This window comes from Microbulbifer sp. ABH2_005 (assembly GCF_056160005.1).
In genome coordinates this window covers 2,023,952-2,044,783 of record NZ_JBSWWI010000001.1, presented here as the reverse complement: position 1 = coordinate 2,044,783, position 20,832 = coordinate 2,023,952, and the positions used below count along the sequence as shown (strand labels likewise).

General features: G+C 49.3%; 19 protein-coding genes. 11 read left to right on the top strand and 8 right to left on the bottom strand.

Features of this window, described 5'->3' with window-relative positions:
* Positions 1 to 2: 2 nt before the first annotated feature.
* The 4 genes from ACXAFI_RS08850 to ACXAFI_RS08835 are packed head-to-tail and all read right to left on the bottom strand — an operon-like array spanning position 3 to position 3,233.
* A complete protein-coding gene (locus tag ACXAFI_RS08850; RefSeq protein WP_475108506.1) occupies positions 3 to 827 on the bottom strand; it encodes an NADH-quinone oxidoreductase subunit B family protein in 825 nt (274 codons plus the stop codon).
* On the bottom strand, positions 803 to 1,621 hold the full coding sequence (locus ACXAFI_RS08845) for an FAD/NAD(P)-binding protein (protein ID WP_475108505.1): 819 nt from the start codon (positions 1,619 to 1,621) through the stop codon (positions 803 to 805). Before ACXAFI_RS08845 ends, ACXAFI_RS08850 begins: the two co-directional genes overlap by 25 nt.
* Complete coding sequence (locus tag ACXAFI_RS08840) at positions 1,618 to 2,094, bottom strand: cyclic nucleotide-binding domain-containing protein (protein WP_152453572.1); 477 nt, start codon at positions 2,092 to 2,094, stop codon at positions 1,618 to 1,620. The genes ACXAFI_RS08845 and ACXAFI_RS08840 overlap by 4 nt, the downstream gene beginning before the upstream one ends.
* On the bottom strand, positions 2,091 to 3,233 hold the full coding sequence (locus ACXAFI_RS08835) for a 4Fe-4S dicluster domain-containing protein (RefSeq protein WP_444922134.1): 1,143 nt from the start codon (positions 3,231 to 3,233) through the stop codon (positions 2,091 to 2,093). Before ACXAFI_RS08835 ends, ACXAFI_RS08840 begins: the two co-directional genes overlap by 4 nt.
* A gap of 488 nt (positions 3,234 to 3,721) precedes the next feature.
* Here ACXAFI_RS08835 and ACXAFI_RS08830 point away from each other — a divergent pair, with 488 nt between their 5' ends.
* The 7 genes from ACXAFI_RS08830 (at position 3,722) to ACXAFI_RS08800 (ending at position 13,017) form a co-directional block, all read left to right on the top strand.
* The gene (locus ACXAFI_RS08830; RefSeq protein ID WP_444922135.1) at positions 3,722 to 4,141 is read left to right on the top strand and encodes a YbaN family protein; all 420 of its coding nucleotides are present in this window, start codon (positions 3,722 to 3,724) and stop codon (positions 4,139 to 4,141) included.
* A gap of 471 nt (positions 4,142 to 4,612) precedes the next feature.
* A complete protein-coding gene (locus ACXAFI_RS08825; protein ID WP_444922136.1) occupies positions 4,613 to 5,044 on the top strand; it encodes a hypothetical protein in 432 nt (143 codons plus the stop codon).
* 439 nt (positions 5,045 to 5,483) lie between these two features.
* Positions 5,484 to 5,936: a hypothetical protein gene (locus ACXAFI_RS08820; RefSeq protein ID WP_152453576.1), complete on the top strand. Its 453-nt coding sequence runs from the start codon at positions 5,484 to 5,486 to the stop codon at positions 5,934 to 5,936.
* A gap of 430 nt (positions 5,937 to 6,366) precedes the next feature.
* Positions 6,367 to 7,986 (top strand): VRR-NUC domain-containing protein, encoded by a 1,620-nt coding sequence (locus ACXAFI_RS08815; RefSeq protein ID WP_475108504.1) that lies wholly within the window; start codon positions 6,367 to 6,369, stop codon positions 7,984 to 7,986.
* A gap of 2 nt (positions 7,987 to 7,988) precedes the next feature.
* The gene (locus ACXAFI_RS08810; RefSeq protein ID WP_475108503.1) at positions 7,989 to 10,523 is read left to right on the top strand and encodes an ATP-dependent DNA helicase; all 2,535 of its coding nucleotides are present in this window, start codon (positions 7,989 to 7,991) and stop codon (positions 10,521 to 10,523) included.
* A gap of 93 nt (positions 10,524 to 10,616) precedes the next feature.
* Entirely contained in the window at positions 10,617 to 11,123 is a 507-nt protein-coding gene (locus ACXAFI_RS08805) for a T6SS immunity protein Tdi1 domain-containing protein (RefSeq protein ID WP_475108502.1), read from the top strand.
* 157 nt (positions 11,124 to 11,280) lie between these two features.
* Entirely contained in the window at positions 11,281 to 13,017 is a 1,737-nt protein-coding gene (locus tag ACXAFI_RS08800) for a cation:proton antiporter domain-containing protein (RefSeq protein WP_475108501.1), read from the top strand.
* 26 nt (positions 13,018 to 13,043) lie between these two features.
* Here ACXAFI_RS08800 and ACXAFI_RS08795 read toward each other — a convergent pair whose 3' ends face one another.
* Together ACXAFI_RS08795 and ACXAFI_RS08790 are read right to left on the bottom strand one after the other, a co-directional pair.
* Positions 13,044 to 13,679, bottom strand: a complete 636-nt coding sequence (locus tag ACXAFI_RS08795) for an SDR family oxidoreductase (RefSeq protein ID WP_475108500.1) — start codon at positions 13,677 to 13,679, stop codon at positions 13,044 to 13,046.
* A gap of 102 nt (positions 13,680 to 13,781) precedes the next feature.
* Positions 13,782 to 15,155, bottom strand: a complete 1,374-nt coding sequence (locus ACXAFI_RS08790) for an NAD-dependent succinate-semialdehyde dehydrogenase (protein ID WP_475108499.1) — start codon at positions 15,153 to 15,155, stop codon at positions 13,782 to 13,784.
* A 320-nt stretch (positions 15,156 to 15,475) separates the two neighbouring features.
* Between ACXAFI_RS08790 and ACXAFI_RS08785 the strand changes: the two genes are divergently transcribed.
* Positions 15,476 to 16,258 carry a CLCA_X family protein gene (locus tag ACXAFI_RS08785; protein ID WP_475108498.1) on the top strand — a complete coding sequence of 261 codons (783 nt, stop codon included), beginning with the start codon at positions 15,476 to 15,478 and terminating at the stop codon, positions 16,256 to 16,258.
* Between the two features lie 69 nt (positions 16,259 to 16,327).
* Here the strand turns inward: ACXAFI_RS08785 and ACXAFI_RS08780 are convergent, their stop codons facing one another.
* Positions 16,328 to 16,795 (bottom strand): phosphate-starvation-inducible PsiE family protein, encoded by a 468-nt coding sequence (locus ACXAFI_RS08780; RefSeq protein ID WP_216646332.1) that lies wholly within the window; start codon positions 16,793 to 16,795, stop codon positions 16,328 to 16,330.
* Positions 16,796 to 17,377: 582 nt separating this feature from the next.
* On the bottom strand, positions 17,378 to 17,917 hold the full coding sequence (locus tag ACXAFI_RS08775) for a MarR family winged helix-turn-helix transcriptional regulator (protein WP_152453587.1): 540 nt from the start codon (positions 17,915 to 17,917) through the stop codon (positions 17,378 to 17,380).
* Positions 17,918 to 18,391: 474 nt separating this feature from the next.
* Here ACXAFI_RS08775 and ectA point away from each other — a divergent pair, with 474 nt between their 5' ends.
* From ectA to ACXAFI_RS08760, 3 genes are all read left to right on the top strand, one after another.
* Positions 18,392 to 18,904, top strand: coding sequence for a diaminobutyrate acetyltransferase (gene ectA, locus ACXAFI_RS08770; protein WP_475108497.1), 513 nt, complete (start codon positions 18,392 to 18,394; stop codon positions 18,902 to 18,904).
* A 9-nt stretch (positions 18,905 to 18,913) separates the two neighbouring features.
* Complete coding sequence (gene ectB / locus ACXAFI_RS08765) at positions 18,914 to 20,209, top strand: diaminobutyrate--2-oxoglutarate transaminase (RefSeq protein WP_475108496.1); 1,296 nt, start codon at positions 18,914 to 18,916, stop codon at positions 20,207 to 20,209.
* A gap of 93 nt (positions 20,210 to 20,302) precedes the next feature.
* Complete coding sequence (locus ACXAFI_RS08760; RefSeq protein ID WP_444922148.1) at positions 20,303 to 20,707, top strand: ectoine synthase; 405 nt, start codon at positions 20,303 to 20,305, stop codon at positions 20,705 to 20,707.
* Positions 20,708 to 20,832 lie beyond the last annotated feature (125 nt).

Below are 20,832 nucleotides of genomic sequence, written 5' to 3'. Positions count from 1 at the left end.
CATCAGGATTTCCCCTTCTGCCCCCGCTCTTTTTCCTCACTAACTGCTTTAAAGTGCGGCGCTAAACCATTGAAATTGCGCAAATTCTCGATAACGGTTGACCTGTCAGCTCCCAACTTTTCCTCCCACCAATGACACAGGGATTTCCCATTGGGGTTCTCCTTGGGGCCATAGCAGGCATAGCAGCCGCGGTTGTAACTCGGGCAAAGTGCGCCGCAGCCTGCGTGGGTCACCGGCCCCATACAGGGGGTGCCATGGGCCACCCACACACAGACGTTGTTTTTAAGTTTGCATTCGATGCACACAGAGTGGGCGGAGACCTGGGGGGCACGGCGATTCAGGAAAGCGCTGATGACCTCCAATAGTTGCAGCTTGTTGATTGGGCAGCCCTGCAATTCAAAATCCACCGATACATGGGCGGAAATTGGCGTGGAATCTTTTAGTGTTTTTATATAGGCGGGCTCTGCATAAACCGCTGAAGTGAACTCGACGACATCGGCAAAATTGCGCAGTGCCTGGATACCGCCGGCAGTCGCGCAGGCGCCGATACACACTAAGAAGTTTGACTGGCGCCGCACCTCCTGGATTCTCAACAGGTCGGCGGGGGTAGTGATGGACCCCTCCACCAGGGAAATATCGTAGGGTCCCTCTTCCACTTTACTGGAGGCCTCCATGAAGTAGGCGATCTCTACTTCCTGCCCCAACAGTAACAGCTCATCTTCGCAATCCAGCAAACTGAGCTGGCAACCATCGCAGGAGGTGAACTTCCATACCGCCAGCTTGGGTTTATGGGGCTGCCGAGCTATAAGCTGCGAATCTGCAGCCATGGGCGTATATCCTCATAGCAAAAGACCGGGCCATCCTTACAGATAAAGTTTGGACCCCACTGGCAGTGTCCGCAGAGACCGATGGCACATTTCATATTGCGTTCCATCGATAGATAGATTGAGTTTGGGGGTACGCCTTTGCTCAACAGAACCTGGATACAGAAGCGCATCATTATTTCCGGGCCACACAGGAAGGCCACCGAATTGGCACCGTCTATCTGTGCCGCTTTTAGAGGATCGGTAATCACACCGATATGCCCAGGCCAGGTGCCATCGCCATGGTCCACAGAGATTTCAAGATCGAGTTGTTGCCCCCACCCTGCCAACTCCTCGCGGTAAAGAAGCTCACTTGGGCGCCTGGCACCGTAAAAGAGGCGTACCCTGGTTGCCGCAAGCCTCTCCAGCAGGCCGGCATAGATAACTGGGCGAAGCGGTGCCAGACCGAGACCACCGGCAATAATCAAAACCTCTTTACCGACAGTGGTATGTAGCGGCCAGCCAATTCCGAAAGGCCCCCGAACCCCCAGGGAGTCCCCTGCCCTTAAACGCTCTAAAGCGCGAGTGACATTCCCCTGTGCGCGTATGGTATGAATGAGTTTGCCGTCGCCACTTCCCAGTCCGCTAAATGAAATGGCCGATTCCCCTACACCAAAGGCGTACAGCATATTGAACTGGCCGGGCGCAAAACGCATCGGCAGCTTATCCGGCTCAGGGTTACCGACCTCCAGCTTCAAGGTGAAAGTCCCCGGATACTCCACGCTCCGCTCGCTTACCCGGTAAACGGTGGGAATCATGCTGGGTGGCCCTGATGATCTGGCCCATAAATATCCAGCAACTGGATGCGCGCGGACTGTAGCCGTTCGGTGGCAATCCGCGCAAAGCGTTTCATTAACTCAAAACCCAGTTTGGGTTCCTGTTCGCACTTGTTGCGCAAGCACTCCCCGCCCAGGCGCAGACTGCGCACATCTTCCAGAGCGCGGGCATCAAAGGCCGAAATATAAGGCGGGAACAGCCAGGACCAACCGAAAATATCACCGCCATGCAACGTGAGCAGACACAGAGGGCCGCGATTGGGAACAAAGGTTTCCACTGCTACCCGGCCACTGCGAATCAGGAAAAAGTGGTTTGCCGGGCTGTTTTCACGCGCCAAATAGTCACCTTTGTGGTAGACACAATTTTCTCCGCATGAGGCCAGGAACTGCAGATCACTCTCCGCCAAACCTCGAAAGAAGGGGTGCTCATGGAGCAGATCGGCAATGGTTTTCATGGCTTCTCCTGGCTACGCGTCTGTGTTTGATCCAGGGCTCGAATAGCGCGTACCTCTTCGGTGAGGTCGATACCCACCGGGCACCAGGTGATACAACGACCACAGCCCACGCAACCAGAGCTGTCAAATTGGTCGTGCCAGCTGGCCAGCTTATGAGTCATCCACTGCCGGTAACGGGAGCGGGTATCGGCGCGTACTGAGCCGCCGGTAATATGGCTGAGGTCTGCGGTAAAGCAGGAATCCCAACGCTCCCAGCGCTCGGCATGGTCTCCGCTGAGGTCGGTGGTGTCCTCAACGGTGGAGCAAAAGCACGTTGGGCAAGCCATGGTGCAGTTGGCACAGGACAGGCAGCGATCCGCGACCCTTTCCCAGTTGGCACTTTCGAGGTTTCTATAAAGTAGCTCTTTCAGATCCGAGCTATCGAAGTGGCGCGGTCCGCGCCGCATCTCCTCTGCTAGCCCCTCCACCCTTCCTTTTGCCAGCTTTCGTTCCTCCTCACTTGTTGGGCGTAAAGGGAGTTTCTCCATAATTGTTTTACCGGCTTCAGAGCCACTTCTGATCACGAAGTAATGCTCTTCTCCCTCAATCACCTCTGTCATGGTCAGGTCGCTGGGCAAAGTGATCTCGGGGCCGGTATTCATGGAAGTACAAAAGCAAGTATCTGCCGCCGAGGTGCAGTTCACCGCAACAGTGAACAACTGCGCCCGCCTCTGGCGGTAGCTCTCATTGTGGTAATCCCCTTGAGATAAGATCCGATCTTGGATGGCTATTGCATGCAGCTCACAGCTGCGCACTCCCAGGAACGCCTGCTTTGGCGCTGCCTCCTGAACCTCAATAATTTCTATGGCTTGATTTTGCCTGGCTGCCTTCCAAACAGGCCGGCGAGGCAATTGCAGATATTTCTTCCAGGAATGAGGGCCCAGGGCATAGCCAAAGTAGGCTTTATCCCCCCGGCGCTTAACCCGGTACTGTCCCGCCTGTTGGTCATCGGTCCAACCCTGGGGGAGGCTTGATACCGATTGAATCTCACCGTAGGTTATGGCCCGGTCGTTTAGTGTGGGCCCATATAGTAGGTAGCCCTGATTGCGGATTGCTTGAATGAGGCACTCCAGGTCGGGCGCTTGCAGCCGATAATCCATAGTGCTTATTGCTCATATCTATATATGAAGATTGGGTGCCAATGTCAGTACTGATAATGAGTGTAGTGTTAAAGCCGCGATCACTCGAAGGCATCATGTATTGATGGAAGTGTTTTCTATAACGGGCTATCAGGGGTAGGAAAAGATGGCAATATACCTATTCTCTTTTAAAGAGCAGGCGTGTGTGGGCGTTTTTAGGCGTTACTTTCTTTAGGGCAGATAATTTTCAGAAAACCCGAAATCGATAGGGCTTATCGGATGAGACCAATCACTAGGTTAGTCATTTGGTGGTTTCTGTGACACATTTTAATTCCCGTAGTAGTGTTACTTAAAATAACCTGTTCAATCTTAAGATTCATAAAAGCGAAAACTGCCAAGCTGGCTGAGAATGCGCATGTTTCAGCTGTCACTTATTGCGAGTCATTTGATATAGTGAGCGGGTGACTGTTTTTTTATCTGTGTAGTGGGTTAAAAACTGGAGATCCAGGTTGAGTCAACGTAATGAAGATGTACCTGACATGGCTACCCCTCAGTTGGCCAAAGGGTGGCTACGCTGGCTCTGGGGAGCTGTAGCCTGTCTCTTTATTCTTGTTGGAATCATTGGCGCCATCTTACCGGGATTACCTTCTGCAGTATTCATTGTTGTGGGTGCCTGGGCGGCCTCAAAAAGTTCTGAACGGATGCACCAGTGGATTGAAGACCATCGTTTGTTTGGGCACCTGTTAAGAACCTGGCGCAGTGGTTATATCAGCAGAAGAACCAAGCTGTTGGCTACCCTGACTATGGCTCTCTCTATGGCACTGGCTATTCATCATATCGCCAATCTGTATTTACTGTTTTTCGCTATTGGTGGCATTGGCTGCGGGTTGTTTTGGATCTGGAGCCGGCCGGAACCAGCTGAGCAATAATCCGATACTGCCCTGTAGCATAATAATCTTGCAGTATTGTTTGCCTTTAAATTATTAAAAGGCTAAAGGGAAATTACTCCCTTAAAATGAATAACTGACAACACCAAAGATAAAAGTTTTATGTGAACTCACCCTGTGTCACCAAAGGTCAAACCGCAGCTTTGCGTTTGGCATCACAGAAATTTACCACCTAGTGGGTATTGCCCTGTTTTATCCTCTAATTTTCCGCATTCAAGTGGTATGAATTCGACTAAAAAATGTGGTTTTCAGGTTGATTTCGCAATGTCATAAAAATGACGGATGAATTAGTTGACTTTGCCTGGGATCAGAATATCCTCTGCGCCCTCTCGTTGATTGCGGCGCCCCTTAGCTGGCCTCTTTTATCGGGAGAGCTTCGAGAATCTTGGGCTGGCAAGATAATCTCTAGTGAACGATTTACAAGTGGCAAAGTAATAATAATAGGGATGTTTCATGCATGAACTCTACCGGGCCCCAGATAGTGCTCTTGGTAATGGATCTTTAATCTATAAGCCGAGTGTGCTCTGGAAGGTATTGTTTTTCCTTCTGGTTCCGATAGAACTGACATCTCAGTATGAAGCCTTTGCTTATAATGAGTACAATCAGCCGATCTGGTGGTTAATTGCCAGCTTGATCATTTATACCACTTATTTTGTAGGCTTCTTTGGGTTGGCTTTTGCCAAAAAAATAGGCAGCGCAAGATTCTGGGCGTTTTTTCTTCCTGTAATCATTGCTACCGACATTTATGAGCTGGGAACTGTAATCATCACAATGAATATGGCGGTATTAAAAAATCAAATGGCCGTATTAATGATTACACCACTTGCCTTATTCCTTTGGTTTATTATTTTCAGGTATCGTAAAGTTTTTCGGTATATAAAATAATGGCCGCTCCACCTCGCCCCCTTTTATGCTTGTAAAACCATAGCCCTGAAAACCTTGGTGGAATTTACTTTAACTTAGCCAGCCTTTGTGACGACCAATTGTTGTGAGCGCAATGCCAATCAATTGACTGAAGACTTTTTTAAGTGGCATACATAATATCCCCAGTAAAAATTTTGGCGTTGTTCATCTCGCAACCATCGCGAATCTAATATTAAAGGGGTTGATATCGGCTTTTATGGCCCCGATACTCCGCCTGTGCGCCAAGGGGTGCACAATTAGCAGGGATCTTAGGGTAAAGCCTATAATATACATCTCGTATTTTTTTTGATTTGTTATTGTTTTTGCTTTCCCCTCTTCCCAGGCTTTCGTTTTAAAAATAGGCGGTACCCACTTGCAGTCATTAATTTTTTAATGATATTTCTGAAGAAAAGGATTAATCATGTCAAATATTGGTCATGTTGAAGGTTGGGATACGGATAAGCCATTTATTTCTGATAGTCTTGAGGCAACCAGTTTTCACTGGGCCGCATGGACTGGTATCGAGGACTCCACTGAAGGAAGTTATATTCAGGGGCTTATAGAGCTCAAAAACACCGGAAAATTTCCTATCCTCGACGCCAAGGTATTCTTGGATCTCGATGACAATGGTATGACCTGGGATGCCTACCTGTGTAATTCAGCTGGTACTCCAATAGAAGATGGCTTTGTAAGCTACGGCCACCCCATCGCCCCAGGCGAAACCGTTAAAATAAAATACTGGTGGGGTCTGAAGCATGTTGCCGGCCCTACTAAGTGCGACTTTACTGTTACCGTAAATATGTTCCCAGAATATAGAGTACAGGTTCCCAAGTCGAACGCGCATCAAAGCAAAACCTCAATACAAGCTTCTTGAGTTTTACAGCACTAGATGATGCCATTTTTGGCTGAATAGGAGGGGCGAATTGCCCCTTCTATTTACAAGCCTATTATCCTGCCACTCCCAAGCCAATTGATAAAACCATTGAATACTGAACTCAGCGATTAAAATTTATTCTTTATTGGCTCTCACTTCCTCTCAAAAACTTTCTTTCTGGAATAGCTTATCCAATGGTCACTTGAAGTATTGATACTTTTATCAGTGAGGACGCTTCTCGGAATCATTCACAGCTTACTGCACCTATGCTTCTTCTATGTCCATAAAGTCAGCCTATGGCTTTGTCTCCAGAAGCAATATGCTGTATAACCATACAGCTTTAATGCCGTTACTACCCACCACGATCCATCGTTGACACACTGTTACCTTTACCATGGCCACCTCTATTCAGCTAGCACCTGATTACTATTTGACCAATTTTCGCACACTGGTTGATTTTGTTGTTTCTCGCTATACCCAGCTTCTCTCCACCAGCGAACTAAGTTTTTACAGGTTATTTTGTGAGCTTGATGCCGATAGCCAGCGTCTTTATGTAAGGCTACTCTCTCGCAAGGGGGTCCCATCATCAGCTGGAGCTCTGTTCAGGGAAGGAAAGCTGTCTTACCAGGAAATCAACAAGCTCCCTGGGGCTGTAGATTCTCTTTGTTCCGCAGGGCTTTTAATCAGGAATCCTCCCCTGCAAGATCGAGCCCTTTTAGCGCTGTTTACCAAAGCAGAGTTATTCGCAGCGGGCCCGGTTGGTTTGAGCAAGCCCCTCAAGCGGATGGAGCTGGAAGAGGCCCTGTTAGCTTCCTCCACAGAATGGCGAGAACAACTAATGGCCGAAGAGGGCCTGCTAGCACTTCAGGGGGCTGAATACTTCCAAACCTTCAAACTATGCTTTTTTGGCAACCTGAATCAGGACCTGACCGATTATGTGCTGAGGGATCTTGGGTTGTACAGGTATGAGTCCTACACACTAGACAGGCACCAACTGCCCTTCCAAAGCCGTGAGCAAATCGAACAGTACTTGCTCTACTACGATTGCCTGGAGCAGGCCGAGGAGGTATTGGCTAATGGTGCCAGTGAAATTCTCGACCTTGCCAGCCAGTTGCCCATTGGCCTTCCGGGGGATTTGACACTAGCGCGGCGAGTGGATCGCCTGCGCCTAAAGCTGGCCCGCCAACTGGAAAGACTGGATCAGCTAGAGGCCGCCGAGCGCCTCTATCGAGACTGCGGGCAACCTCCGGCCCGTGAACGGCGAGCGAGAATTGCGGTTAAACGTGACAATCTCGAGCTGGCACTTTGCCTTTGCCGGGAAATTCTCGACTCCCCACTCAACGAAGCCGAACGATGTTTTGCCGAGCGCTTTGGATATCGTATCGCAAAACGGATGGGCACTACCCAGAACTGGGCGAACCCACAGCCTTGCCAGCCACAGTTAGAAGTATTTACCCTGCCCCAATCTCCAGAAAGAGTAGAAATTCAGACGGCTTCGGAGCTGGCTAGCCGGGAGGAAGGTATCTGCCATTATGTGGAGAACAGTTTATTTAACGGGGTACTCGGCCTCTATATCTGGGATATTCTGTTTGCTTCCATTCCCGGTGCTTTCTATAACCCCTTCCAAATAGCACCTAGCGACTTCCGTACCCCGCATTTTTACATGTCGCGCCACGCTCAGTTTGAACAGCGCTTAAAAGAGCTAAGTCCAAGTGCATTAAAACGGCGAGTTATGGAAACCTATCGGAAGAAGCTGGGCATTGCTAATCCGCTCGTCGCCTGGGAGGCGCTCTCTCTGGAACTGCTGGAGCTAGCCCTGGATCGTATCCCGGTTGAGCACTGGCGTTCACTGTTTCAACGTTTACTTGGCGATATCACCCATCATCGCAATGGCTTGCCAGACCTGATTTTGTTTCCAGATAAAGGTGGCTATGAGCTTGTGGAAGTCAAAGGCCCCGGAGATCGCCTGCAACAAAACCAGCAGCGCTGGCTGACTTTCTTCGCGGCTCAAAATATTCCCCACCGAGTGATACACGTGGAGTTGTTGTAGTCTTGAGAGCAGTCGTGGGAGAGGAGCTCAAAGAGCCATATCTGATAAAAGAGCCTACAGAGGATCATACCCCTTCCGAATACACCCCTGCCCTACAGATTTCTGTGGGTGAGTTAGTGGCTTTCTCCTGCCGCAGTGGGGATTTGATTTATACCGGTGGGCCGGGCCCAACTGCCCAAGAGGGTATTCGAGCCCACCAAAAGCTGCAAAAGCGGCGTCCTAAAGGCTCGGAAGCCGAATATCGTTTACATGTACAGCTGGAATGCGCTGGCCAGGATGTTGTCTTGGAAGGACGGGTGGATATCTTTCACCCACAAGCTGACTTGCACCAGCCGGCCCAGCTGGATGAAATCAAAACCACCTATTGCCACCCAGATACGCTGCCAGAGGCCACTCGCCGGCTACATTGGGCCCAGCTTAAAATCTATGGTTTCTGTTACTTGCAACAACTTCGGCAAAAGGGGGATTCCGTTGCAGAAGTCTCGCTGCAAATGCTCTGGTACAACCTCAAGGAGAAAAAATCCTACCTAGAGCGGCGCCTTTTTACCTGGAGGGAGCTGGAGAGCTTTGCCAAGGATGCCCTCACCTTATATATCCAATGGCATAGTGACTGGAAAGCGCACCGACAACAGGTAATTCGCGCTGCAAAAGATTTATCGTTCCCCTTCCCCGAATACCGACCCGGTCAACGCCAGCTGGCGGTAACCGCTTATCGCTGTCTCAGGGATGCCGGCCAATTGGTGGTCGAGGCACCCACTGGTATTGGCAAAACGATTAGCACCCTATTCCCCGCTATCAAAGCCCTTGGTGAAGGAAAGGTGGATCAGCTGCTCTACCTCACCGCGAAAAACTCTGGCAGGCAGGTGGTGCGGGAGGCCATTAACAAGCTACATCAGGGTGGGCTAAAGCTCTCTCTGCTGGAGTTGCGCGCCCGCGATAAGACCTGTGCCTGCAAACTGGGATTGTGCAATCGCGATGAAGAGGGTATCTGCCCTCGCACCAAAGGCTTCTATGAGCGCTTACCCCAAGCGCGCAAACAACTGCTGGGGCAACCTTTAATCACCCCTGAAGAAATCGCGAAAGTTGCCGATCAGTGGCATCTCTGCCCATTTGAGCTGTCACTGCAAATGCTGCCCTGGGCCGATCTGGTGGTCTGTGACTTCAATTATGTCTTTGATCCCTTAGTGCGTATTTCCACACTGCAAGACTCACGTTATAAGCACGCACTACTGGTAGATGAAGCGCATAACCTGAGCGAGCGCGCAAGGGAAATGTACAGCGCCAATTTGAGCCGCAGGGATAGTCGCCGCGCCGCCTTGGCTTGTAAGAGCAGTCACCCACAGCTGTATCGGCGCATCCAATCCCTGGTGCGCGCACTTTCTCAATGGAACAAACGTTTTCAAGAGCAAAACCTCTATAAGGAAATGCGCTCAAGCCAACGTGTACAAGCCTGGTGTAGCCCGCTGGATAGCGAAAAGGATCGTCCTGCGGCTGTGTCTCGCGCTATCCAAAAGGTGCTAGATGCACTGAGTGAGCTATCGGAGCAGGCAAAATCTCCCCCTGAGGAAATCGGGGACTGGTTGAAAAATCTATATCGATACGCCTGCATAGAACAAATCCTTTCAGATCAACACCAAGCCCTCACACGTGTAATCGATAGGGATGCCCCCTGGGAGGAGCATCAGCTAAAGCTGATATGCCTGAATGCCGCAAACTTCCTGCGGGAGTCATTTTCCCAGTTTCATGGGAGCATTCTGTTCTCAGCCACACTGCGCCCCATAGACTTCGTCTCTGCACAACTTGGGGTCGAGCCCGAGACCCCATACTTGGTGCTGCCTTCGCCTTTCGAACCCTCCCGCCAGGGCGTATTTCTTTGTTCTTACTTAGATACCCGCTACCAGGCACGTCAGAGTGCGCTCCCAGCATTGGTGGATCTGATTGTCCGCGTTTACCGTAGCCATCCCGGCAACTATCTGGTGTTTTTCCCCTCATATCAGTTCCTGCAAATAGTCGCAGAACGTTTCCAAGTGAATCACCCGGAGATACAACTACTACAACAAACACCCGGAGCCAGTGATTGCGAAAGAGAAGCCTTTTTAGCCTCGTTTAGTGAAGGTGCACAAAGCCTGGGTTTTGCCATTATGGGGGGAGTCTTTGCTGAGGGCGTTGATTTTGTCGGGGAGAAATTGATCGGCACAATTATCGTAGGTACCGGCCTTCCCCAGGTAAATGAAGAGCAAGAGCTACTACGACAATCAGCAGAGCACCCGCAGGCCCCCTCGACGATTGTTGGATTTGATGTTGCCTACCGCTATCCCGGCATGACTCGGGTATTGCAGACAGCGGGTAGAGTGATTCGCACTGAATCCGATCGAGGCGTGATTGTTTTAGCTGACTATCGTTTTGGGGATAGGTTTTATCAAAACCTATATCCCGAACATTGGCAAATCCAAACAAGTAAGAACGGCGAACAACTTTCACAGCAATTAGATTGTTTTTGGAGCCGGCAACATTCGGACGAATGTACCTCAGTGTAAATAATTTTATTGGTCGTATATAAATGAATATTTATACATGGTTCTTTTACGGGTAGTATAAAATCGTTCTGTTTTATCTTGGCCACTAAAGCTATGCCCTCACCCAATTTAAGTGTAAATATCGAACACATCGATCAAAAAGCATTCCTATCCGATTGGCAATGGCTCGTTGGGAAAAATCAGCACTTGTTGCTAGTCACCACTCTTAGTGACTTTTTTGTACAAGATAAGAAGGAAGATACTGTTCACCTTGTTAGTGTTTCGCAAGGCAGCAAAGTAGTTGTGGCAGAGTCTCTGGAAGACTTCAAACAAAAATTAAACAGCAGTGAGTTTATCTATGAATACTTTGCCCCTCATATACTGGAGCATTTAAAAGAGTCTGGGATATCCCTTAAGGAGGGAGAGGTATACGGATTTAAAAAACCACTGATTTTTGGTGGAGAAGTTGTAGCTGAAAATGTAGAAGCTATCAATCTTGAGGTCTACATTTCTTTTCAAGGGCAAATCCATGACCAGCTTCAAGGTGTTCCCCCAGGCACCAAAATCGCGAATGTCCATCTGTGCAAACCCAAAAAGCCTTGGTGGAAATTTTGGGAGTGATCTTTGCTCGTACTACACGAATACACACAAATGCCTGTCTACACTTTTCCCAAAGGCACTTCGCAATAAACATACGCTAGTACTAGAGACACTCTAGAAACCCTTAACCTTGAGCACCTTTGACAGGCGAAAGGTTGAGGGCTAATTTACTGACATCATGGAAGATATACACGCACTCATTCCCGTCATTACTTTGCTGCTCCTCGGTGTATTGGCGATCATTTTGATGCGCCCTCTCAGGTTGAGCCCAATTGTCGGCTATCTCATTGCGGGCCTGGCGGTTGGGCCCCATGCCCTGGATCTGATCCCGGAGAGCAATACCACCCACCTGCTAGCGGAACTTGGTGTTGTTTTCCTGCTGTTTGATATAGGCCTCCATTTTTCCTTATCGAATATCTGGAATGCTCGAAGAGATATTTTCATTCTGGGTCCTCTGCAGATTCTACTTTGCGGAGCTGCTTTTGCCGGTATTGCGTTGGTTCTAGGTGTTTCCCCGGCTTATGCTGGGGTTATTGGGGGCGCGCTTGCGCTTTCATCGACGGCAGTCGTGGTGCAAAGCCTTGCAGAGAGGGGGCAACAAGACTGCCCCGTTGGCCGCACCGGAACAGCGGTGCTGATTTTTCAGGATATCTGCGCAATTTTCCTGCTGGTAATGGCGAGTTCACTGGAGGGTGGCAGCTCATCTTCACCTCACAATGCCCTGACAGCAGAAATCCTTTCCGCCATTGCAAAATCTGTGGTCGCCTTTGTCGCCGCCGCCCTGCTAGGACGCTATGCCATCCGACCACTATTCGGGCTGTTATCCAAAACCAGGAATGAAGAGGTTTTCACGGCCATGGCGCTTCTGGTCGTCCTCGCCACAGCGGCCGGTACAGGAGCGGTGGGATTGTCCCTGACATTGGGGGCTTTTCTGGGAGGCATGATGATCAGTGAGACCCCCTATCGCCATGTGATCCAAACCGAAGCGAAGCCCTTTCGTAATTTACTACTGGCATTTTTCTTTATTACCGTGGGCATGTCCCTGGACTGGCGCATCCTGTTAGATCAGTGGGCAAAAATTATCCTCTTTATCTTAATTCTGATGGCGGTCAAAGTCTTTCTGGTGGCCCTGGCGGCACGGGCCTGTGGCTGGTCCCTGCCCGGCTCGCTGCAATTAGGGTCTTTGTTGGCACAGGGCAGTGAATTTGTCTTCGTTATTATTGCTATGCCTCTCGCCCGTGAATCACTGGGGGAGCAGGCTGTAGGGATTGTCATCACCGGGGTGGCCGCCAGTTTAGCGCTCACTCCAACACTGTCGAATCTAGGAAATCGATTAGGAAAGTATCTGTGGAGGCGCTCATCCTCTAAGACACCCAGCCATGAATCCAAGCCAGTCACATCAACAGCACCCGTGGTGATTTTTGGTATGGACGAGGTTGGACGTCTGGTTGCCGATGCCCTAGAAGCTCAAAAAATAGACTACGATGCCATCGAGATGGACTATGACCGGTTTCTCAAGGCTAGTGCCGATGGTTATCCGGTGGCTTTTGGGGACCTGGCCGATATCCGCATGATGGAAACCTTCCAGTATGCCGAGCGTGCAGCCATTGTTATCACCATTGTTCGCTATGAGTTATCCAAAGCACTAAAACCTGTTGTTTCCGCACGCTACCCCAATTTAAAGCGCTTTGTTTCTGTCGATGGTGATAGCGACCTAGAACGCTTCAAATCTCTCGGTATGTATCCAGTGGTCAATAGGAGCACTCCCCGAGGGCTGGACCTGGCTGCGGCAGTGCTACATTCACAGGGCGTAGATGATAAGAAAATCAAAACCTGGATCGAGCGCCGTCAACAACGTGACCTGGATAGCCATGATATTACCAGTAACAACAAAGAGCGATCACAGGCTCGCTGAATGCTCATCCGGTATTGCAACCCTGCTTATCCCAAACGAGCCAGGGCTTCATCAATTGGAGTGTCTCCCGCTATAAATTCAAATACCGCACCGATCGTTTTTGGTTCAGATAGGGACGCGGCGATAACCTCTGCAACATCAGCTCGGCTAATCTCCGCGTCAGTGCCCTCAAATGAGTCATCTATACGAATAGCTCCTGTTTCTGCCGTATCCTTAAGGGCACCCGGTCGCAAAATCGTGTAGTCCAGACCGCTCTTTTGCATATGAACATCGGCTGCGAGCTTAGCTTTTAGGTATGGTTGCAAATTTTCCGGGCCCCGCTCAGGGCGCCCGGCAAAAATAGAACTCAGTAAGATAAATCGCGGAACACCAGCATTTTTCGCAGCATCACAAAGGTGGATAGCCCCATCCCTATCCACCGATTCGAGGGCTTTCCCTTTTGAGCCTGCAACAAAAAGCACTGCGTCTCGTTGCTCAACGGCTTTAGCTAGAGACTCCTTATCGGTGAGATCCGCAAGAACGGCTTCTGCGCCGACTTTGCGCAGGGCGTCCTGTTGGGACTCCTTGCGTACCATGCCGGCTACTTCGTAGCCCCGTTCGATTAATTTATCGACGAGGATTTGACCGATAGCACCATTAGCGCCGGCTACAAGTATTTTCATCGGAGTCTCCAGGCAAGCGTTTTCACGATCTCGATTGAGTAGCTATTAAGATTGCAGCAGCCCTCACAATCTCACGAGAGGTAGCTGGGCAAGGCAACGCTCTCAATTAAAGTGTCGTATCAATTTCTGGTTCACAAATTCCTTGATGCCCAACTCACCCAACTCGCGACCATAACCAGATTTCTTGACTCCGCCCATTGGCATGCTCGCATAGCTTGAGGCCACATGATTCACAAAGGCCGTACCGCACTCCAGTTCTTCGGCTACACGCTGCCCTCGCTTATGATCCTTGGTATAGACCGACCCCCCCAGGCCAAAGCGGCTATCATTTGCCATCTCGATAGCCGCTTTCTCATCCTTTACCACCCAAACACAGGCAATTGGGCCAAATAGTTCTTCCTCTGCCGCGGGTGAGCCCGCGGGTATATCCGTTAATATCCCGGGCTCAATGAAGGCTCCGTTGCGTTTCCCCCCCACTAGCAAGTGCGCTCCGGCCGCAACCGATTTACTGACCTGCTCCTCCAGGTGTTCCGCCGCTTTTTCGGTACATAAAGGCCCATAGTCGGTAGTGTCTTTAAGAGGATCACCGGGTTTTAACTCTTTAAACAACTTGGTGACCCGCCCCAGGAATTCATCGGCAATCGGTTCGGTTAAGATGATTCTCTTGGCGGCCAGACAAATCTGGCCACAGTTGCCAAGCTTGCCCTCCACAAATCGCTCTACGGTCAAATCCATATCCGCATCTTCGAGTACAATAAATGGATCGACACCACCCAGTTCCATCACAGTTTTCTTGACATTGCGACCAGCTTGTTCCGCTACCTTTGCGCCTGCGTCATTGCTACCGGTAAAAGAAATCCCTTTTACCCGGTCATCATCGATAATCGGTGCAGCACCGGCAGAAGTGATTGGCAGATTAGTGTAGACCCCCTTGGGGACACCAGCATCGAATAATAATTGCTCAAATGCTTCGGCACACTGGGGAACATTAGAGGCGTGTTTGGTGAGCACTACATTGCCGGCAATTAAGTTGGCAGCGGTAAAGCGGGAAGGTTGATAGAAGGGAAAGTTCCAGGGCTGGATACCATAGACAACCCCCAGAGGCTGGAATACCAAAGTTCCCTCCCCTTCTCGGGTAGATAGCTGCTGCGGTGCTAAAATATTTTCCCCTTCGTCTGCATAGTAATCAAAAATCTCGGCACAAAGCGCTAATTCACCCAGGCCATCACTCATTTTCTTGCCCATCTCTTGAGCCATTAACCGAGCCAATGTATCGCTGCGCTGCTCGAACAACTCACTCGCACGTTTGAGTATTGAGGCCCGCTCACTAAAGCTGCGAGCACTCCATTCTGCGAAAGCATTATCAGCTCTGCCTATTGCCTTATCGAGCTCTTCCCGACTCATCTCATGGAAAGTTTTTAGTGTTTCGCCATTCAGTGGGTTGATTGAGATCAGAGGACGCTTGGACTTGGTCATAAAATGACTCCCGGCGAATTACTGGATTTGACAGACTGGACAAAACAGCCGCTTACACAAAGTTCGATAGTAAGTGGAGCACCTGATGGCTCTCTGTGAGCTGCTAAAAACTGCGGCGCTCAGCAGCCATTCGAAGAAGCCCCTAGCTATCGAAAATATCTCAGGAGGTGCTTTTAGGTGCCTGGCCAAAGTGTAGTCGTTTATTCGCGGGGCCTGCCCAAAATCGCTCTTGTGAGTGAAGCCGGGCTTGTAATAGTATCCTCCTCGATTTTTATCCAGCATCCCTCAGAACAGAACACCTGCTAAGCCCCAAGCCAACTATGGTAGCCAACCGCCAATTTTATCGACATGGTCCCGATTTACGTGGTAGTGACCAGGTATCCTTTGTTGATGTTAGAAAGCGTTTTGGCTTTAGGTCCATAGCGATTGGGCGTTGGGTGACAACAGAGGAGCGCGATCGGGCTGCATGTTTGTTTTTTGATGCCCTTTGCGACTTGATGGTCATCCTACAGGGACCTGAAGTGCTTATCTCCCTGCGTGGGTCCCTTTCCTTCCAATACGGCATTGGCGGGCGCCCGGGAATCTCTGCTTTCTATGACCCCTCCGTCAAATCATTCTCCCTAGCTAAGAATGCCGGTCCAGGCGCTATTGCCCATGAATGGTTCCATGCACTGGATCATTACCTCGCACAAAAGGCTTTCAGCGATACATCAGGCAATATGTATGCTTCAGAAGCCTGGCTGCACAATGCCACACCAGTACCGCATCCACTAAATGATCGCCTTTTTGCTTGTTTTAAAGCCATTATGCTCGACGAGGAAGGCGGTAACCCCAGTGACTTGGTAAGGGCTTCTGTAATATCCGACAAAGCCAATAAATCTCTTTATTACAGCAAGCCAGTGGAGCTGTGTGCGCGCGCTTTTGAGGCGTTTGTGCAGGATGCCAATATTAGCAACAACTTCCTGGTCGCGGGCACTAAAGCCAGTGAAGAAGCCCAGCGGGGGCTCTACCCTGCAGGGAGACAAAGGCAAAGGATAAATCAGGCTTTTACCGAGTATTTTACTTACTTGGGCAGGGCTTTGTGGGCAGATATAGGAAGATGAGGCAGATGCAAGAGGAGACTTGGGGCGCCTGCAAGTCGACACCCCACACAAGTTTTCTAAGATCTGTTGCTATTCAGACATCAACTTTTCGCGCTGATAAACCAAAATAGAGCAAATGCGAAGCGCCCCCAGCACAAATATAAATGCGGAAAATGCGTAGAGCATCTCGGCTTTGATTTCATGCTTAAATAGTGCAATCAATATTTCTCGAAGCACAAAGACGATTGCCGCATCAACTATAAATGTAAGCCTGAGCTTATGGGTGTGAAAATACTCTATAAGCGATCTGGACAACTCTATTAATACATATAAGGTCAAAACATCCGTTATGATGTCTATGTAATGACCAGTTATGCCTTCAAAATTAAAAAGTTTCCATGTCGTTAAAAATAGTTGAAGTGTCCCCGCTGCTATCCCAACAATGATAAAGACAAGAATGATCCCAAAAACTACGTCTACTGATTTATCAAAATAAATCTTGATTTTCTCACTAATCATCGAGTCTTTCACTTTTGAGTTTTGCTCGGAACTTAGCATAAGTAACCCTTGAAAGGCTTAGAGCCAAAAAGATATCAATTTTAAATGCGTTTTTTATCTGCCCTATTCCTATAAAGCTTCTGTGCTGTATAACGTTCGAGCAGAATAAGCTTTAAGAAGAACCGCTGCAGCGGATGTTCTAGGGCGGGGCAATAATCGCACAAACTTTAGGTTCAAACTACAGCTTTACTATCCTCTCCCATGAGAGCTGCTGGAAGAGCGATCTTCAGTTAGCTAATGAATTTTTAGTCGTACAGAAGTTGGTGAGAGGGAATACAAACGGGCTTCACCGGTGGCCGACGATTTGTAAGGCGCTTTTACAACTTTCGCCTTCGTAATAAATGGATTGATGCTTGCGCTGCTTGCCAACTCAAGCAACTACAGCACAAAACCCAGAAGCCCAAAACCTAGAAGCCCAAAGCCAGAAGTGCAAAACCCAGAAACCACTAAGTTTCTGGGTCTCAGGGTGATTCACAACTTGTAAGAAAGTTTCCGCTTTTCACCAAAGTTCGCTGTAATGTGCGAATCGCCCTAGAAGCCCTGAGATGCTCATCTCCCAAAGAAAAGGATTTTCTGAGTGAACTACTTCGCTTTCTTGTCGGTTAGATCGGCACTTTCAGGGTAAGCGCCGGACTTTTCAATGGCGGCTCCCTGCCTATCCAAAACCCCGATATCCAATACCGGAGAGGCATCAATATGTTGGGCATCCATCATTTGGGCTACACGCTGCAGTGAGGCAATGATCATACTTTGCTCCCAATCTTTGAGGTCACCGAACTGACGAGCAAACTGATCCTGGAGCGGAATCGGTGCATCTCGCAATGTTTCAGCGGCTTGTTCCGTCAGGTAGGCATGCACTTTGCGCTTGTCCGACTGAGAGCGCTGCCGAAAGACAAGTCCCCTTTTCTCCAGGCGATCCAGAATATTGGTTACCGTCGCCTGGCTGAGGCTCACCTCGTTGGCCAGCTCACCAATGGTTACCTCGCCCTTATTGCGTATGGCCTGTAGTAATAAAACTTGTGGCGCGGTCAGTCCTGTTGTTTTGGCGAGATGCTTGGAGTGCAGGTCTGTCGCTCTTATCACACGCCGCAGGGCCACTAACACTTGTTCAATGCTGTTCAAAGCTACCTCTCAATCCCAGAGTCAGTCAGAGTCAATATGATGATTATATAGATGACACACTTCATATCTAAGCGCTTTGAGCTCAGCTCCTGGAAAAGTCGGATTCAGGAAGTCAATTCTGAAGAGTTAAATCTTTATTGAGCTGTTTTTTGCTCAATAAGTGATCATGCCAAAAGCTAAAAATTGAGCAACTTTTCCCCCTGACTAGCCATCCAGTCTAAGAGCAAAGTCCTATTTTTGAGTAAACCCTCCTAGGCATGCCGGTGCATTTAGGCCAAGTACTGCCTCTTACTCTGTGCTCATAGTACTGGACTTTGCATTTCATTCGTGTACGATATTTAGCGTTCAAAACATTTTTTACAGAAAGGTTTATCGAAAAAGCTCAAATAAGCGCCCTAAATAGCATATTTGTATGATTTTCAACCTTTCTAATGTTTAGACGTGTAATTTTGTTTGGCCGAATGGGAAGATTTTTTGTCTAGATTAGAAAATATTTCACTAAGACCTCCGCTTCTCGAGGATGGCATGGCTGTGTACCGCCTGATTGAGAGCTGCCCTCCACTGGACACCAATTCCAGCTACTGCAATCTCCTTCAGTGCAGCCACTTTTCAAGTACCTCCGTCATTGCGGAAGTAGAAAAGGACCCCTTAGGCTTTATCTCCGGTTATCTCATTCCCGAGCGCAAAGACACTCTTTTCATCTGGCAGGTTGCCGTTTCTGATCGGGCACGTGGTGCGGGTCTGGCTTCACGCATGCTGCAAGACATCCTCAGCCGCCCTATCTGTCAGCCGGTCAAATATCTCGAAACGACAATCACCAAGAACAATCACGCTTCCTGGGCCCTCTTCAAAAGGGCAGCTCAGAAGCTGTCTGCCGATCTCCACTCCTCAGAGTGGATGAACAGCCAGGTCCACTTTGATGGACAGCATGAATCGGAACACCTTGTTCGTATCGGGCCTTTCACTCATAAAACCAACATTCAGTAAGAGTAAAAAATGAAAATTTTTGATGAGATTGAATCTGAAGTGCAAAGCTATGCCCGCTCCTTCCCGCGGGTTTTCTGTCGCGCTAAGGGCGAATTAATGTGGGATGAGGAGGGGAATCAGTACCTCGATTTCCTCGCCGGCGCCGGCACACTGAATTACGGGCACAACAACCCGATCTTCAAAGAGGTGCTGATGGATTACATTCAGGCGGACGGTATCACCCACGGCCTGGATATGCATACCAAAGCGAAAGGTGAGTTCCTGCAAGCGCTTAATGAGAAGATCCTTAAGCCCCGCAATATGGAATATGTGGTTCAGTTTACTGGTCCCACAGGTACCAATGCGGTGGAAGCGGCGATGAAGATTGCTCGCAATGTCACCGGTCAACAGAATATCGTGACCTTTACTAACGGCTTTCATGGCGTGAGCCTGGGCTCTCTGGCCGCCACGGGTAACTCACACCATAGAGATGCCGCTGGCGTGAGCCTGAATGGCACCCATCGAATGCCATTCGATGGCTACCTCGGGGAAAACATTGATACCACCGAGTACCTCGACAAGGTGCTTTCCGACTCCAGTAGCGGTATCAACTCACCGGCCGCGGTGATTGTTGAAACCGTACAGGGTGAAGGTGGCATTAACGTCGCAAGTGCCGAGTGGCTGCGCAATCTCCAAAGCGTATGTAGAAAGCACGGCCTTCTGTTTATCGTTGATGATATCCAGGCTGGCTGCGGTCGCACAGGCGATTACTTTAGCTTTGAAGAAGCCGGCATTGAGCCGGATATCATCACACTGTCCAAATCCCTCGGTGGGTACGGCCTACCCTTCGCCGTTGTGCTAATGAAGCCTGAACTGGATCAATGGAAACCCGGCGAGCACAACGGTACTTTCCGCGGAAACAATCTGGCCTTCGTTACTGCGAAGTCCGCCATTGAACATTACTGGTCAGACGATAAGTTTTCCCAGGATATTAAGCGCAAAGGTAAATACATTGCCGAGCGCCTCGACAATATTGTCAGCAAGTATGGCGAGGGTCACTTCACCAGAAAAGGGCGTGGCATGTTCCAGGGAATTGATTGTGTAAGCGGTGAAATCGCCGGAAAAATCACACATTCCGCTTTCAAACAGGGGTTAATTATTGAGACAAGTGGCGCGGATGACCATATTGTTAAATTGTTATGCCCGCTGATTATCAGCGATCAAAACCTGGAAAAAGGCATCGACATCATTGAATCAGCCATCAAGGAAGTTTGTGCAGCTGAAGCGGATATGCCGGAAGAAAAGGTCTATTTCAAGGCCTGCTAGACTTTAATTATTCAGGCAAACTCCGCGCCATAGCTTGCGACTAAAGCAAATGGATAACGCGGACTGCCTGTACAAGACAAAGGTAGACTACCAATGATCGTTAGAAATTTACCCGAAGCCAAAGACTCCAATCGAAGAATCGTCTCCCCGGATGGCAACTGGGAAAGCACCCGCCTGCTATTGAAAGACGATAACATGGGCTTTTCTTTTCATATCACCACCATTTATAGCGGTGCAGATTTCCAAATGCACTACCAAAACCACTTAGAGGCCGTTTATTGTATTTCTGGCCGCGGAGAGGTGGAAACCTTGGATGATGGAAAGAAACACCCTATTGAAGCAGGCACTATTTACATTCTGGATAAGCATGACAAGCATGTTTTACGGGCCTTCGAAGAAATGACTATGGCCTGTGTGTTTAACCCCCCGCTTCACGGCAAGGAAGTACACAATGCCGAGGGCGCCTATGAACTTGGTGCCGACTCCATTGATGTATAAATAGGTACCTATGAGGGTGGGAGGGATGCATAGCCTTACAGGCTACCACTGTCATGAGCAGCACTTGCCAAACTACTCGCAAGAATCTAGCTCAGCTGGCCAACGGGTTGCCCAGAGAGGCCGCT

Excerpts from the sequence above, each read along its gene's own strand:
- ACXAFI_RS08850 (WP_475108506.1), bottom strand. The coding sequence starts at position 827 with ATGGCTGCAGATTCGCAGCTTATAGCTCGGCAGCCCCATAAACCCAAG.
- ACXAFI_RS08845 (WP_475108505.1), bottom strand. The coding sequence starts at position 1,621 with ATGATTCCCACCGTTTACCGGGTAAGCGAGCGGAGCGTGGAGTATCCG.
- ACXAFI_RS08840 (WP_152453572.1), bottom strand. The coding sequence starts at position 2,094 with ATGAAAACCATTGCCGATCTGCTCCATGAGCACCCCTTCTTTCGAGGT.
- ACXAFI_RS08835 (WP_444922134.1), bottom strand. The coding sequence starts at position 3,233 with ATGGATTATCGGCTGCAAGCGCCCGACCTGGAGTGCCTCATTCAAGCA.
- ACXAFI_RS08825 (WP_444922136.1), top strand. The coding sequence starts at position 4,613 with ATGCATGAACTCTACCGGGCCCCAGATAGTGCTCTTGGTAATGGATCT.
- ACXAFI_RS08820 (WP_152453576.1), top strand. The coding sequence starts at position 5,484 with ATGTCAAATATTGGTCATGTTGAAGGTTGGGATACGGATAAGCCATTT.
- ACXAFI_RS08805 (WP_475108502.1), top strand. The coding sequence starts at position 10,617 with ATGCCCTCACCCAATTTAAGTGTAAATATCGAACACATCGATCAAAAA.
- ACXAFI_RS08800 (WP_475108501.1), top strand. The coding sequence starts at position 11,281 with ATGGAAGATATACACGCACTCATTCCCGTCATTACTTTGCTGCTCCTC.
- ACXAFI_RS08795 (WP_475108500.1), bottom strand. The coding sequence starts at position 13,679 with ATGAAAATACTTGTAGCCGGCGCTAATGGTGCTATCGGTCAAATCCTC.
- ACXAFI_RS08790 (WP_475108499.1), bottom strand. The coding sequence starts at position 15,155 with ATGACCAAGTCCAAGCGTCCTCTGATCTCAATCAACCCACTGAATGGC.
- ACXAFI_RS08785 (WP_475108498.1), top strand. The coding sequence starts at position 15,476 with ATGGTAGCCAACCGCCAATTTTATCGACATGGTCCCGATTTACGTGGT.
- ACXAFI_RS08780 (WP_216646332.1), bottom strand. The coding sequence starts at position 16,795 with ATGCTAAGTTCCGAGCAAAACTCAAAAGTGAAAGACTCGATGATTAGT.
- ectB (WP_475108496.1), top strand. The coding sequence starts at position 18,914 with ATGAAAATTTTTGATGAGATTGAATCTGAAGTGCAAAGCTATGCCCGC.
- ACXAFI_RS08760 (WP_444922148.1), top strand. The coding sequence starts at position 20,303 with ATGATCGTTAGAAATTTACCCGAAGCCAAAGACTCCAATCGAAGAATC.